At 51.3% G+C, this 14,333-nt stretch carries 11 protein-coding genes, 1 tRNA gene and 1 pseudogene; 2 read left to right on the forward strand and 11 right to left on the reverse strand.

Annotated elements, in window-relative coordinates; genetic code table 11:
* Positions 1-564: 564 nt before the first annotated feature.
* On the reverse strand, positions 565-3,483 hold the full coding sequence (locus WNY38_RS05675) for a hypothetical protein (protein WP_342856363.1): 2,919 nt from the start codon (positions 3,481-3,483) through the stop codon (positions 565-567).
* A gap of 847 nt (positions 3,484-4,330) precedes the next feature.
* On the opposite strand from WNY38_RS05675, the gene WNY38_RS05680 reads away from it, so the two are divergent.
* Positions 4,331-5,878, forward strand: coding sequence for an AAA family ATPase (locus WNY38_RS05680; RefSeq protein ID WP_342856364.1), 1,548 nt, complete (start codon positions 4,331-4,333; stop codon positions 5,876-5,878).
* Between the two features lie 67 nt (positions 5,879-5,945).
* Positions 5,946-6,725 (forward strand): HNH endonuclease signature motif containing protein, encoded by a 780-nt coding sequence (locus WNY38_RS05685; RefSeq protein WP_342856365.1) that lies wholly within the window; start codon positions 5,946-5,948, stop codon positions 6,723-6,725.
* A 55-nt stretch (positions 6,726-6,780) separates the two neighbouring features.
* Here WNY38_RS05685 and WNY38_RS05690 read toward each other — a convergent pair whose 3' ends face one another.
* From WNY38_RS05690 to WNY38_RS05735, 10 genes and pseudogenes are all read right to left on the reverse strand, one after another.
* Positions 6,781-8,787, reverse strand: a complete 2,007-nt coding sequence (locus WNY38_RS05690) for an ATP-binding protein (RefSeq protein WP_342856366.1) — start codon at positions 8,785-8,787, stop codon at positions 6,781-6,783.
* A 272-nt stretch (positions 8,788-9,059) separates the two neighbouring features.
* Positions 9,060-9,134, reverse strand: a tRNA-Phe gene (locus WNY38_RS05695).
* 220 nt (positions 9,135-9,354) lie between these two features.
* Positions 9,355-9,432: pseudogene (yacG, locus tag WNY38_RS05700) on the reverse strand (DNA gyrase inhibitor YacG); the annotation flags it as partial.
* Positions 9,429-10,472, reverse strand: a complete 1,044-nt coding sequence (locus WNY38_RS05705) for a ribonuclease E/G (RefSeq protein ID WP_342856367.1) — start codon at positions 10,470-10,472, stop codon at positions 9,429-9,431. The gene WNY38_RS05705 and the pseudogene yacG, both read right to left, overlap by 4 nt.
* Positions 10,469-11,047 (reverse strand): Maf family protein, encoded by a 579-nt coding sequence (locus WNY38_RS05710; protein ID WP_342856368.1) that lies wholly within the window; start codon positions 11,045-11,047, stop codon positions 10,469-10,471. The genes WNY38_RS05705 and WNY38_RS05710 overlap by 4 nt, the downstream gene beginning before the upstream one ends.
* Positions 11,048-11,065: 18 nt before the next feature.
* The gene (gene infA, locus WNY38_RS05715; RefSeq protein ID WP_009573923.1) at positions 11,066-11,284 is read right to left on the reverse strand and encodes a translation initiation factor IF-1; all 219 of its coding nucleotides are present in this window, start codon (positions 11,282-11,284) and stop codon (positions 11,066-11,068) included.
* 184 nt (positions 11,285-11,468) lie between these two features.
* Positions 11,469-11,921, reverse strand: a complete 453-nt coding sequence (locus WNY38_RS05720; RefSeq protein WP_342856369.1) for a low molecular weight phosphatase family protein — start codon at positions 11,919-11,921, stop codon at positions 11,469-11,471.
* A 15-nt stretch (positions 11,922-11,936) separates the two neighbouring features.
* Positions 11,937-12,416, reverse strand: a complete 480-nt coding sequence (locus WNY38_RS05725; protein WP_342856370.1) for a UPF0262 family protein — start codon at positions 12,414-12,416, stop codon at positions 11,937-11,939.
* On the reverse strand, positions 12,409-13,722 hold the full coding sequence (gene hisD / locus WNY38_RS05730; protein ID WP_342856371.1) for a histidinol dehydrogenase: 1,314 nt from the start codon (positions 13,720-13,722) through the stop codon (positions 12,409-12,411). The genes WNY38_RS05725 and hisD overlap by 8 nt, the downstream gene beginning before the upstream one ends.
* Before the next feature lie 131 nt (positions 13,723-13,853).
* Positions 13,854-14,333: a DUF2948 family protein gene (locus WNY38_RS05735; RefSeq protein ID WP_342856372.1), complete on the reverse strand. Its 480-nt coding sequence runs from the start codon at positions 14,331-14,333 to the stop codon at positions 13,854-13,856.

The following is a 14,333-nucleotide window of genomic DNA, read 5'->3' on the forward strand; positions in this document are numbered from 1 at the left end:
CGTTTCGTTCCCATAGTTCGTCTCCTTTGCTGCAATAAATGCTATCAAAGGAGCGGCATCAAACCGTGACAGGTCCAGAGGTGGCTACCTATCGTGGCAACTACGCGTTAAGCTCAGTGCTCGATCGCAACCAAAAGCAAGCAAGTAACTGCTAGCCCAGCCTTTAAAATGCTACCCCAGTGATACCCGCAATGGCTTTGCACAATTGGGGGCTGATATAAGCCACACCTAACTGTTTGTTCCCATTTGGTAAAAATGGTGCCCAGGGGCGGAATCGAACCACCGACACGAGGATTTTCAAACGGTCTTGCTATCCGTGCATTCTGTCTCAAAACCGCTCAGCTTGTGGCGTAAGCGATTGAAACAGCTGATCTATGTGCGCGGCCGATCGTCTCGGCCCATCCCATACCGAAGCATTCAAGCACACCACTCCTGCTACCCGTGCGATACCCAAAGTGACCTTTGATGTCGTAGCTTCTTCAAAGCAGCTCAAATCAAGTCAAGTCGCTTCAAACCACATAGGCTCAAGATCATTGAAGGATTCTTTCCAGCTTTAGTCAAAGATCAAGGCAAAGCTACGCTGAGTTCGGCCGCTAGCTGACTACGATTAGGGGGTGAACAAATCGACGGACCAATGTCCAAATCAGCAATGTCTTCCTCCTTAGTAACACTTGTCAGAAGTGCTGCGACGACACCATCTTCTCCCAACTCAAGAGCCCGCTTCAAATATGACTCAACCGCAGTCTCGTTTTTTGGAACGTATCTGCCATCATTGTAAGTTTGCGCCGCGAACAGTGCTGCCTCAGAAAAACCAAGGGATATGGCCTGGTCTAGAAGATCAAGACCAGTCTGGCGGTTGGCAGGTACTGCTTCCTGTAGGATATGCATACGACCCAAATTGAATGCCGCAGCTGGTGATCCTCCTTCCTCTGCAATCTGGAACAGCTCTTGGGCCTTGGCCATTGAGGCCGCTCGCGAAATGTTGGAGGGCAGTCTTGTTTCTTCATAGTATCTTAGGCCCAAGAGGTTTGCTCGGCAGGAACTTGTCATCGCAATTTCTTTTGCACCACGCAGGCTTTCTGCACGAATCTGGTCGGTGTCTATGTCGTCAAACAATCCAATCAGCATTTCCTTTTGGTCATTGTCCAAAACGGCCATTTGATTATTAGCACCAAGGAAGTACTCAAGCACCTCATCGGTCCGCTCTTTTAGCCCCTCAATGTTAGCTAAAGCACTGAGATTACCCAACCTTGCGCCTGATAACAGCCAGCGTCGTCCTTCGGCCATTCTTTCATCGAAGGTCAGATTCAATGGTTCAGTTCCCAAACCTAACAAGAGACGGACCCCAATGTTGTTCTGCGCATTTGTTCCCCCAAGCTCTGCAGCTTTGAGATATAATCTAGTCGCCTCATTTTCGTTGAGCGGGACCCCGGGCAGTCCAGATCTGTGAATATCCGCCAAAACCGAGTAGGTAAGCGGGTCCTGCGTCCCCATTTCTATTGTAGTATAACCCGCCGCAATGGCTGCCTGACCATGATCAAAAGCAACGTCTTGGTTCGTCTCGGTCATCGCCAAATCGTGATGCAAATTCATCAGGTTATGCGCCCCACTGTGGTTCCCCAGATCAATGGCTTGTTGAAAAAATGCGATGGATCTAAGGGCGTCTTTTTCGACCCCGAGGCCATCTTGGTAAATTCTACCGGCGCGGTTGGCACAACGACCATTCACTTCTGCGCAAAGCAGGGAATACTCAAGTGCTAGGCTATAGTCAGCAGCAACTTCGTCTACGCCAAAATACAATTGCGACAGTTCTTCACTACTCAGCACGTCGCCCAGATCGCTTCCATCACGAAAAACTTCGACTGCTGTTTCCACATTTCGGTAGTCAGGGCTGTAGTCGCCCATATAAACTTTACCAAGTATTCGAAATGCTCTGGCATATCCTTCTTCAGTCGCCAGCCTAAGGTATGCCACGGCTTCGTCACTTTGTCCTTGGCCATCGAGACCTTGAAGTAGCATTTTGCCAAGTTCAGTCTGAGCGTATGCACTGCCCAAGTCTGCCGCTTCCCGAAAGCGTTCGAGTGATGTCTCGAGGTCATATCCATCCCAGCTCTCGTCTCTATATATGAGCGCGAGATTATAGGTAGCTGCCACGTGTCCTTTTGCGCGCGCCCTTTCAAGGTAAGATATGGCGGCAGGGTAATCAGGTTCTCCCGCAAATCCCCGCTGCAAGTATCGGCCAGCTTCATAATTTCCAAAAACATGACCAGTTTCAGCGCTTTCTCGAAACTTCTCTAACGCATTTTCGTGGTCTTCATTGCGTGCAAAGTTTGCTCCGATGTTAAACATTGCTTGTCCATGGCCATTATTCGCAGCGAATTCATAAAGTTCACGTGCAGATTGCGGGCTGGGTTCAACGCCGATTCCTTGGCCGTAAAGGTACGCGAGATTATAGGCAGCTACCCCGTCTGTTTTTGCTAGTGTGGTCAGATCTTCCAACACCTCGCCAACAAGTCTCGTGGCCTCATCAGGATCAGCCACTTGACCACCCCAACCCATAAATACCATCTTCGCCATGCTGGCTTGAGCCGCAGGATTCCCGCCTTCTTCAGCGGCAGCTTTCTCGTATAGCTCAAAAGCACCTACTCTGTTGTCTTCTAAAAAATAGAGATTGTCTGCCTCCGCCATCAGGCGCGCCGAAGCCTCTGAAACATAGGGGCCAATTAAGGTTTCATAAGCTGCGACATAAGCCCTATTGAACCCGTCGCGAAGTTGTTCTTCTTGTTTTGGCGGCAGAATCAAAAACAAAACTGCAAAAAGAAACAGCCATCTGAGCTTTGGCTCAAACAAAGAAAAATACCACGGAGACCGCACAATATCAGACCCAACGTGCGAAGGCGCAATCGTGGAATCTTGGACAAATGGACGCCAGAACTCTCTGACAAATCTCTTGCTGAAAAACTCACTATGGCCAATGGAGTGGAATCGGTTGGTCACCGCTCCAGCATTGAAGCCATAGGTCCCTGTTGCGCCATATCCCCAAGTCACCGATCTTGCGATCACCGGCCAGATATCCCTCCGACCACAGTCATTGAGTATCGTGCCTTTGACTTGTTTTCTTATTTGAATCCAGTTGTAATCTGCAGGGACAATACTGCCGCATAGCAGCAGATCATCCAGTTCAATCGATGGTCTTGCCTCTAGGATTTTTGAGATTGCGTATGTGCCAAAGCTGTGCGCTATCACAACTCTTCTGTAAGCGTGGGAAGGGTATCGCGCGATTAAGTCGTCAATTTCGCGTGTCAAAATGTCTATCGGTTTTTGTCGTGTCCTTAAAGGTGACAAGAATCTGAATAAATCAAAACGCCCATACCCAATCGGCTTGACGATAGTTTCGGGTCCAAGGTCCAGCCATTCTGGAATTTTTTCTTGCCACTCTGCATGTGTCCGAATGCCATGGATAAGAATAACCACTGTTTTCATAACTTCCCGCCCCCGAATACCTGTTCGACACGAAAACCATCTTTCGACTCTGGAAGTGAGTCAACTGTGGATTGTGTCTTCAGGTTTTGGTCCTTTGAGGTGCCCAAGTCCCGCCAAGGTGTTCCAAACCGTCTAGGGTTGTCCCTGACGTAGCGCCTCCACCCGTCTTATTATGGGTGCATGACACACAAACTCACATCCAAGTTCATCGAGGCCCAGAAGCCTGACCCTTCAAAGCGCCTTGAGTTTCGAGACGGGTTCATTCAACCACAAGGCGGGGTATGAAAAACCTTTCATCCCACTTGTGCATTTCGACCCAACACCCATCACGGAACGTCCGCAGCTTCTTACGGGCCAAAACGCCAATGGCATCGGCGCACCTGAAATACGTGCTGTGGACCCATTCGCTCACAAGCCACGAGACGTCCTTAGGAAACACCGGCGTAAATTGAGTACGTCAACTGCACACCTCATCCGGCACGATGACGTGCAGGCGACAAACAGATCCAACCGGATCTTCGCCATTGTCGCAGGGCTTCACGAGGCTGGTGCCACATGGCAGTGGGTGAAAGGGTCCGCTGCCGAGAAGGAGGCGCGTAGGGCATTGAAGCCAAAGAAGCCTGCTTAGTGCACCAACGCGAAAAATTGAACACCGATAGAGGCGCAAACTGCGCCTCTTTTCGATTTCAGTACTGGCCTTCACACCAACCAACAATTATCGTGCCATTAGAGGCGAAGTTATGGGGGTTTCTCAAAAGAAACGGGTTGGGCCCAAGGATTCGTTTTGTGAAATGAAACTGCGTGGATGCGAGTCCAAATTTATTCTTGACGAGAGTTGAATGAGTGGATGAGATTTCAGGTAATCCCAAATCTTGGTAACGTTCCCGCCGAAGGAAACGACATTGGTTTCATATGGACAGACAATTGGAACGACTGGTGGGAATTTCAAACGCTTTACTCCCTCACCTTCTTTGATGAACAAGGTGAAAGACATGATTTTGGCGGAGTAAAAATTGCCGAGTTTGGCATGTTGGCGGATCAAAAAAGACCAAATCTACCAGAATACTTTGAAGTTCTAGAAGACAGGTTTTTTTCTCTAGGCCAAGACGTTGACTACTATTCAGCGTTGATGAACCTAGGAGAACAGAAAGCTAACGCTATACTCGTCGCACTACGCGATTTATCCCAGAATGAGGAGCTCTATAAAGCAGCGCTTAGTGAACCTGTCACTGGTCGATCTCTACTTCGATCCGTTAACCGAAAGACCATTGAAGGTCAGTATCGTCGAATACTTGGTGGCGGGGCTGTGCTTACTAATTTCAGCTTCAGGTATCAGGGCCAAAGCCCCAAGCCTGACGGAGCTGAGCCCATGCTTGTCGATTTTGATATAACACCGCTATCTAAGCCCCCAACCAACATTCAAGTTCTTATTGGCCGCAATGGAGTGGGAAAAACACATCTTCTAAACAATATGACAAGGGCGCTATTGAACCCAGGGGAAACGCCAGATGAAGACGGACGATTTTTGACAGACGATCCTCTAGGTCTGGAAGACGAAGAAATTCCATTCTCCAATGCGGTTTCAGTCAGTTTTAGTGCATTTGACGACTCCAAGATTATCCAGCAAGGGCGAGATGCCAGCAAGGGAATGCGCTTCACGCAGGTTGGGTTACGAAAAGAAGTGAAAGATAAGGATGGCAATCCTGTCATCATTACGCGTGATCCTGAAGCCTTGGCCAAAGAATTTTCTGACAGTGCCAAGATCTGTATACGAGGAGCGCGAGCGGATCGGTGGCGAAAGGCATTAGCCACCCTTGAAGCGGATCCTCTTTTTGCAGAGGCGCAGGTGTCGAGTTTGGTAGAAGTCGACATGGATGGCTTCGGCAGGGAAGCTGGAAAATTGTATCGAAGGCTGAGTTCGGGCCACAAAATTGTTCTTCTTACAATAACAAAGTTGGTCGAAACCGTACAAGAAAAGACTTTGGTAATAATGGACGAGCCGGAGGCGCACCTCCACCCCCCTCTTTTATCCGCTTTCGTAAGGGCACTCTCCGACTTGCTGATCAACAGAAATGGGGTCGCGATCATCGCTACTCATTCCCCTGTGGTTCTTCAGGAGGTTCCCAGATCATGCGTTTGGAAAATCCATCGGCATGGCTACCATACGACAACTGAGCGACCCGCGCTGGAGACCTTTGCAGAAAACGTCGGGTCGCTAACTCGGGAAGTATTTGGGTTTGAGGTCACTAGATCAGGGTTTCACAGAATGCTAATGGATTCCGTACAGAAAACACCAGATTTTGAGCAAGTTGTTGGACAATTCGACGGCCAATTGGGGGCCGAAGGACGCGCGCTCCTGAGAAGCCTTATCGCCATTCAGCAGCAAGGGGAATAAATCGATGTGGAGTGTGTCGCGCCCAGTTCGACCAGCGTCAGAGGCGTTTTCAATCAGTGTAAGCAAAGTGCGTGACGCTGACCTTAAATCGCGCATGCAAAGCAGCTTGTTAGCTATTGAAACTGCTGCCAACGCTTACGTGGCTTCTGTCACTTCTGAGAACCTCCATAACTTCCCCGCTGAACCAAACGTCGGGAAGGTTACGGGCGACGAACTTGTCACGAATTATACCCAAAGGTTTGCTGGCAAGAAGGGGCCAGCACGATTTATCTACGATGAAATCAAAGCCCTACCCAGCGGAGATCGATGCCCTTACTGCGACCAGCGCGACATAGCGACTTTGGATCACATTCTTGCTAAAGCGCACTATCCTGCATTGGCGGTCGCACCTGATAACCTCGTCGGTAGCTGCTCAGAATGCAATAAGGTTAAAGGAGATACGCCACCTAATTCATTGGCAGAAGTCCCTCTCCACCCATACTTTGAAAATATATCAGGCGAGCGTTGGCTATGGGCGCATGTGAATGAAACTGCTCCATGTTCCGTTTCATTTTTCGTCGTTGTGCCTGCTGTATGGCCTCCAATTCTTGGCACTCGATTGGTACGGCAGTTTCAGCTATTCGGCCTTGATGCTCTTTATGGCAGTCAAGCGGCTCGAGAAATTAGCGACATTCGTGAAGGATTATCGCGCCATTTCGCAGTAGGTGGGACGATTGCAGTCCGCAGTGAACTGAACCACCAGTGGCAATCGAGGATTCAAAATCAGCTAAACTCGTGGAAGACCGCACTTTATGAAGCTCTCACAATATCAGATTGGTTCTGTGGAGGAGGATTTCAGCAAAGGTGATTTTGCTTCTCGATAGTTTCGCTCGAGGCTAATTTCGCATCAATGCAACCCACTCTTACTTTTCGCTAGTCTCTTCTGCGTCTAGTTCAGAAATTCGCTCTTTGACTTCCTCGCTGAGATAATCGGCGTTAATTGTGCGCAAGTATCGAAGCGCTTCCTCGTCATTAGCCTGATACTCAAGGCGGCGTTTGTAAAATGTCAGCCGTCCTTCGGCTTCTTGGATGATTTCACCCCATGTCTTTGCCCAGACGCGAATTTTGATTGGGTCATCAAGCTCGAGCACCAAACCGCGTGGCTTGCCAGATTGTCGCGCTTCAAGCTCGGCGTCGTTAGTGAAACGGTTAGCAACAGCTACAAAGTCCCATTCGACACTTGAGTGTTTAAATCGATCATCGAGTGCGACAGCCTTGGCGTATTTCTTGATCTGGTTGATCACATCTTCGTTGAGGCTCTGGCTCGGCCTTTTAAGTTCGACGACGAGATGTTTGCGTTCTTCGTCCGTTGCTGTCGGAACTCGGCAGGATAGCATCAGGTCAACGATAGCAGCTTTTCCGTTTGCGTCTAAGACAGGCTCTTTCGGCGCAAGCGAATCTCGTGGGGTGCTATCGTCGTTATCGCTACCAAGCAACTTGAGATGACTGCGTAGAACAGCCGACAAATCTTCGTCGTCGTTCAATAGGTTGAACTGCTCGCCGAAAATCCACGTCTCTTGGGCAATGATACGGTGAAGTTGGGAGCGTTCGAGCAATTGGCGTTTGGAGTTTGGCTCAAACACCAGAATTTGTAGGGCGCGCAAAAACTCGAGGCGATCAGTTACACTCTTTGCTGCATTGATGATGGAAGTCAGCGAAGTTTTCCGGAGAAGCTCAGCTAGTTCCTCTTGCTTGGCCTTTGGAAGATCGACGACACTTTCAAGAATAGCTGGCAGAGCGCCGGGGCCGGACTCAATTGCTGCTTTGACGAGTTGAAGGATTAATTTCTGCTGTTTTGATGGAGCCTTCTCGAAGTCAGGGCTGTAGTCGGCCAGATTCAGAGCGACGACATCGAAGACTTGTCGCTCATTCATCTCGATGTGATCAGAAGGCTTACCCTCGTAGGGATAGATTTTATCTTCCTTCCATTCGTGAATCTTGCCACGGGAGCGCTCTGCTTCCCGTTCGCGGAAGTGTTCACGCAACTTCGCTTTCGATGCCTCTACGAGTGCCATTGACGGTGGGTCGAGTTCAACCAGCCCTTCGGTGTTGTCGTCTGCGAGTGATTGGAAATGGTCGGCAGTCAAATAGGCAGTGAAGTCGAATCCACGCGCGTGAATACCCGGTGCAATTTCATTGAAACTAAAGCGGCCGGGAAGGCAAAGCATAAGTTTCCGCTCAACTTTTTTCTTCCACTCGATGATTTCTAAGGTCGCGTTGTATTCGTGACCCTCTTCGGTAACCGCCTTTATCTCATAGGGAGTCACATCCCGGATGGCTTCTCTTGCGTCGATATCCTCGCCGTCATAGTTGATACGAAAATTGGGGTCTTCATAGAGTTGCAGTGCGAATACGTCGCGCACCTGCTCTGCGAAGCCATTTTCGGTCCAAATCTCAAAATCGCGAACAACGTTCTCGATTTCGACTGTGCAGCCTGTATTTGTTGCTGGAACAGTTTCAGAAATCGAGAACTGCTTTAAGTTCGATTTGTCGCCACTAATCGAGAATTTCTTCCCCGCATTGTGCGATATCCACGTCACCCGCTCACCAAGAGCAAAAGCTTTGAAACGACCCTGACCCTTTTCACCGTGGATTGATCGGCCACCACTGGATTTAACTGCGCGTTTTTTCCACGAACCGCCTAGCGACTGAAAAAACGTTTCAACCTCATCCGCGGAAATACCTGTCCCATCATCGACAATGCGGATTAAGCCAAGCTCGGTAAGCTGCCCCCTTTCGAGTTCCACTTTAACTTCGCGTGCGTCGGCATCATAAGCATTCCAAATAAGTTCTGAAATTGCGGCGAGCGGCTTCGCGGAAGTTATCCGCTGAATATGATCGTTTTCAACTTTAATTTCAATTTGCTGCACGGATGTGGCCTCGGTGAGCTTTCAACTTCTGAATTAGTTCCATGTGAGGCAGTTGTGTTCAACTAGAAAGAGCCCCGCCAAGAAATTTTGATACTTCAAGTCAAAGCTACTCTGCCGTTGCGAACTGAAAGCGAGCCTGTACGGATAGCGCTTCGCCTAGCACCAACGTCATACGTCTTGCGAAATGATACCCGAATGATACCCACGGCAAACTAATCGAAAGAGGCATGGCACTTTTATCGATGCAACATTCTGTTTTCATTCGGTAAAAGTGGTGCCCAGGGGCGGAATCGAACCACCGACACGAGGATTTTCAATCCACTGCTCTACCCCTGAGCTACCCGGGCACCGGATGAACACTTGCGCGTTCTGGGTTCGCGTTGTTTAGTCTCCGTAACAGGTGGTGTCCAGAGGTAAAGTGCACATTTAGTGGGGTTTTTTTATCAACCCATCCAACAGGCTATTTTGGGCGTTGCGTTGGCTTTCCTCATAGGCGCGCATGACCTCTTCGGGGTCTTCTTCACGCATGCTTGGCACCGCGTAAGTGCCACTTAGCCAGCGGGCAAGGTCGACATCAGCGCAGCGTTTTGAGCAAAAAGGGCGATATTTGACGTCGCCCTCTTTTTGACAGATCGGACAGGTCATTTGAGAATATCCTGAAGGGGAACACGCTCGCGTTTCTTTTGGATCTCGTAGTGACCCAAGGGCGTGAACCCTGCCAAAACAACTTCAGAGCCATCTGCCTTGAACGCGGCACGAAGGGACTGTTCAAAGGCGCGGTGTTCTTTTTTCGGCATAGGGGCCAAATCGATGGTGATCTGCCCAGCCAAACCGCGTAGACGTAGCTGACGCGGCAAATCGCGGGCCAGCGCCATATTGGCTTTAAGACCAGCTGCGGCAGAAAATTCGCCGCCTGTGTTCACATCGACCGAGACCAACGCACGGGTCGGTTCGATATAGGCGTGACCACCGGTTTTCAGTGATACGCGCGTGGAAATCACATCGTCGATCAGCTCATATACGCCGTAGTTGTCAAAGGCGTCCTCGGATTCGTCAAACACATCGGGTTTGTCCCAATCGCGCCATGCCGCATCCCAAGCATCGGGACCATCCAGCAGCAATTCCGGTTCGCCCGCTGAATCTGCAGTCACAGCCTCGGCCAGACCGCGCATATTGGCGATGTCATCTGCGATGTCTTTGCTGTCAGCACCATCACAGGCGGACCGCAAAATAAGACCCATGGCCTCATCCGCGTCATCCATGCCGGCGTTGGCCAAATCATGCAGGCGCAACAGTTCACCTTCATCGCGAATTGAGCGCGATATGTTCAAACCCGGCGCATCGGGTGTGATGATGGCGTACTTGGATTTAAAAATCAGACGCGTCGTGACCGGAACGGCTTTGCCATCCTCGGACATATGCGTGACCTGCACCAACATCGGGGCCCCGGGTTTGAGACCCTTGTTGCCCTTCAGATAGGCGCTTTCCCCGTTTGGCATGTCCAGCATCGCGCCGCCCATGCCTTTGAGCATCCGGCCACCACGGGCGCGATAAATCGAGCCAATCGCGGGGGGGGCATCGTCGCCAGTGGCGTCAACGATAAGATCTTCCAAGCGGCCATCTTTGATAAAGGCGGCTGCCTTTTGGTCTTTGAGCATGCCAAGGGCGATGATTGTACCGATCATGTGTGGTCTCCGTAAACGGGGTAGCCAGCTGCGGTGAGCAGGGTGGCGGTTTCAGCCACGGGCAGACCCATCACGGCGGAGTAGCTGCCTTGGATCCACGGGATGAATGCCCCCGCAAGCCCTTGGATGCCGTAACCGCCCGCTTTGCCTTGCCAATCGTTTGAGGCCAAATAGGTGTTGAGCTCAATGTCGGACAGGCGCTTCATTTTCACGACGGTGACGACATCGGCCTCATAGACCAAATCGCCACGCGCCACGGCCACAGCGGTGATCACCTTATGGCGCCGCCCCGACATGGCCAGCAAAAATTCGGCGGCTTCTTTTTCATCACGGGGCTTGCCCATGACGCGACGCCCTAGGGCGACAGTGGTATCCGCGCACAGAACGATTTCGTCCGATTTGCGGGGAACGGCTTGCGCCTTTTCGCGGGCCATGCGCGCGCAGTAGGGGCGCGGCAATTCACCTTTGAGGGGCGTCTCATCAATGTCGGGAGACCGGATGTCATCGGGGGTAAGGCCGATCTGCGCCAAAAGTTCCTTCCGGCGCGGGCTGCCTGAACCGAGGATCAGTTTCATGTAAACCGCATGGCCCGATTAACGGAAGCGGTAATTGATCCGACCCTTGGTCAGATCGTAAGGTGTCATTTCGACTTGAACTTTGTCACCTGCGAGAACACGAATTCGGTTCTTACGCATTTTGCCTGCCGTGTGAGCGATGATCGTATGGCCGTTTTCCAGCTCGACCAGAAATGTCGCGTTCGGCAAGAGTTCCTTTACGACACCGGGAAATTCGAGCATTTCTTCCTTGGCCATGTTCACTCCTGTAAAATTCACCCACCATAGTGTGGGCGGTCAGTAAATGCGCCTTTGGCTTGCGCTTTTCAAGCGCCATTTAGGGCAGGGCGCGGTTTTTGGGATGGTTTTTTGCCAAATCTGTCGCCATAGCCACAAAAAATGAAGGCTAGGACGTCATTCAATACGATAAAGCGTGTCGAATCTAGTGGGTAGGATGCTTTGGCTCACCAAAACGTTCGATCATAAGTGTTTTGATTTGATCACGGGTGCGGCGATAAGATTCGAGTTTGGCTTCGCGATTTTCGCCTGATCCGGTTGGGTCGGTGATGGGCCAATATTCCACATCGATGTGAAACAGTTTGGTCAGGTTTATGGCTTTGTGGTGCGACGCGGGCGAGAGCGCGATGATCAAATCATAAGAGGACATGTGTTCGCCCACCGCTTGCAGGTCTTGAAACGACCGGGTTTTGTGACGCGATAATTCAACGCCGATCTCTTGGCATACATAGACTGCGAAACCATCGATATCCAAGTCGTTCATCACGCCAGCGGATTGGACGTAGGCTTCGGTTCCATACAGTTTCTTCATCATGGCTTCTGCCATGGGCGAGCGCAATGCATTATGGTCGCAGCAAAATAGGATCGAACTGGGCATTTCTGTCGCCAAACCTTACGCTCCCCAATGCAAGACACAGATCAATGTAAACAATCGACGCGCAGTGTCCAGATCAACGTCGGCTTTTCCTTCGAGCCGCTCTTGCAGAACGCGGGCACCTTCATTGTGGATGCCGCGCCGTGCCATATCGATAGCTTCTATTTGACCCGGAGCCATTTTTTTCACGGCCTCAAAGTAGCTTTCGCAAATCTGAAAATAGTCTTTGACGACTTGGCGAAAGGGCCCGAGCGACAGGTGAAATTCTGCTTGCGTCACACCTGTCTTGTTGGACAAGTCAAACACAAGCCTGCGCTCTTTGATGCACAACAGAAGTTTAAATGGGCCTTTCGGCACATCACGATCATCCCGTTCTGGCAACGCAAAACTGTTGTCTTCCAGCAAATCGAAAATAGCGACTTGGCGCTCTTGTTCGATTTCTGGCGTGGGCGCAGATAGCCCACGATCATCGATTTCGATTGCTATCAGTTTACTCATTGCCTTTACCATTCAACCGATCCAGTCGTGCACGTATCGACAGGCCATGTGCCTCAAGGCTCTCAGATTTGGCCAAACGTTCTGCAGCAGGACCAATCGCTTTGAGCGCCGTTGGTGTCATCTTGGCCAAGGTTGTCCGTTTAAGGAAGTCCAAAACCGATAGACCTGATGAGAACCGCGCAGAGCGCGCCGTTGGTAGCACGTGATTGGGGCCGCCGACGTAATCGCCAATGGCCTCAGGCGTATAAGCGCCCAAGAAAATGGCGCCCGCGTGGCTGATTTTCAATGACAAATCATCGGGGTCGGCCACACAAAGTTCCAAATGCTCTGGCGCAAAACGGTCTGACAAAATAACAGCTTCATCCAGGTTCTTCACAACGATGACCGCGCCGAAATCAGCCCAAGATTTGCCCGCAATAACGCGGCGTTCAAGCGTCTCAAGGCGTTTGTCTACAGCCGCCGCCACAGCCGCACCAAAGTGGGCATCAGTGGTGATCAAAACAGATTGCGCGCTTTCATCATGTTCGGCCTGCGACATCAAATCAACCGCGATCCAATCCGGATCATTATCTGCATCTGCGATCACTAAAATTTCGGATGGGCCTGCGATCATATCGATGCCGACCTTGCCAAAGACACGTCGTTTGGCCGCCGCAACAAAAGCATTGCCAGGTCCGGTGATTTTATCAACAGGCGAGATGGTTTTGGTCCCATAGGCAAGCGCCGCAATCGCCTGCGCGCCGCCAATTCGGTAAATTTCATCAACGCCAGCAATGCGCGCGGCCATCAACACAAGCGGGTTCACCACGCCGTCAGGGGTCGGCACCGTAATGGCCAAGCGTTTGACGCCTGCAACCTTGGCCGGCACGGCATTCATCAAAACCGAGCTCGGATAGGTTGCGATGCCGCCGGGCACGTAAAGCCCCGCCGCGGACACAGGCGTCCAGCGCCAGCCCAACGTGGCCCCGTCCATATCCGTCCATATTTTGTCGTCAGGCATTTGGCGAACGTGGTAGTCGCGGATACGTGTCGCGGCCAGTTCAAGCGCGGCACGATCCTCGGGCGACACTTGGGCGCAATAATCGTCCACTTCGGCGTCAGTGAACCGCAGCCCGTCAGCTGTCAGTTGCAGCCGATCAAATTTGGCCGTGAGCTCAAGAACTGCGTCGTCACCGCGTGCGCGCACATCCGCTATGATGCCTGCCACGATATGATCAACGTCTGGGCTGTCTTCGCGTTTCATCGCGAGCAGCTCAACAAAACGGGCTTCAAAATCGGCGTCTTGGGTGTTCAAAAAATGTGGCATCACGCTCTCCTTAGTCTTCACATAGCGTGGCGAAGCGTAAGGCTCAAGCGCGGGCTGTATTTTGCCGTGCTTGAGGCGTATTTTGTCAAGAATTCTGCGCAGACCTAAGTCTCCGCCTAGGGCTCCTGGATTTATTCCGGATGATCTGGCTGTGTCTTAGAAGGGGCAATATAAGGCCGTGTCACGTCTTTCAGCGTCACATCCAGCGCTTCGACGCCGAGTAAAATGTCACCGTCCCCAGCCAAAGTGATCTGAACGGCACCTGCACCATCTTCACCTGCTGTAAATGTCACGGCCAGCACCGAAATAATGGTGTCTTTGTCGCTGGCCGACACCCCCGATGATTTGGCAGACATCACATCGTCAAACAACAGCACCGATTGGACGCGTTCGACGGCGCGTGATCGTTTTGCGGCCCGATCCACGTCTTCCCAGCGAAAGCGGTTGAGCAGCATTGCAAACCGACGTTGGCCTGCGTCATAGGAAATTTCTCCCATCGGCACGACAGCGTCTTGGCACAATGCAGACAGGATCGCTAGATCTTCCGCATCGTGGGCTTTGAGGCGTAAAGGCTGATCGCCGCCATCTTCGAAACGTGCATCTTCGGTCAT

The organism is Pacificibacter sp. AS14 (assembly GCF_038899935.1).
Classification (GTDB): domain Bacteria; phylum Pseudomonadota; class Alphaproteobacteria; order Rhodobacterales; family Rhodobacteraceae; genus Celeribacter.

Coding starts and splice junctions, on each gene's coding strand:
- WNY38_RS05735 (WP_342856372.1), bottom strand. CDS start 14,333: ATGACCGAAGATGCACGTTTCGAAGATGGCGGCGATCAGCCTTTACGC.
- WNY38_RS05680 (WP_342856364.1), top strand. CDS start 4,331: ATGAGATTTCAGGTAATCCCAAATCTTGGTAACGTTCCCGCCGAAGGA.
- WNY38_RS05705 (WP_342856367.1), bottom strand. CDS start 10,472: ATGATCGGTACAATCATCGCCCTTGGCATGCTCAAAGACCAAAAGGCA.
- WNY38_RS05710 (WP_342856368.1), bottom strand. CDS start 11,047: ATGAAACTGATCCTCGGTTCAGGCAGCCCGCGCCGGAAGGAACTTTTG.
- WNY38_RS05720 (WP_342856369.1), bottom strand. CDS start 11,921: ATGCCCAGTTCGATCCTATTTTGCTGCGACCATAATGCATTGCGCTCG.
- WNY38_RS05675 (WP_342856363.1), bottom strand. CDS start 3,483: ATGAAAACAGTGGTTATTCTTATCCATGGCATTCGGACACATGCAGAG.
- infA (WP_009573923.1), bottom strand. CDS start 11,284: ATGGCCAAGGAAGAAATGCTCGAATTTCCCGGTGTCGTAAAGGAACTC.
- WNY38_RS05725 (WP_342856370.1), bottom strand. CDS start 12,416: ATGAGTAAACTGATAGCAATCGAAATCGATGATCGTGGGCTATCTGCG.
- hisD (WP_342856371.1), bottom strand. CDS start 13,722: ATGCCACATTTTTTGAACACCCAAGACGCCGATTTTGAAGCCCGTTTT.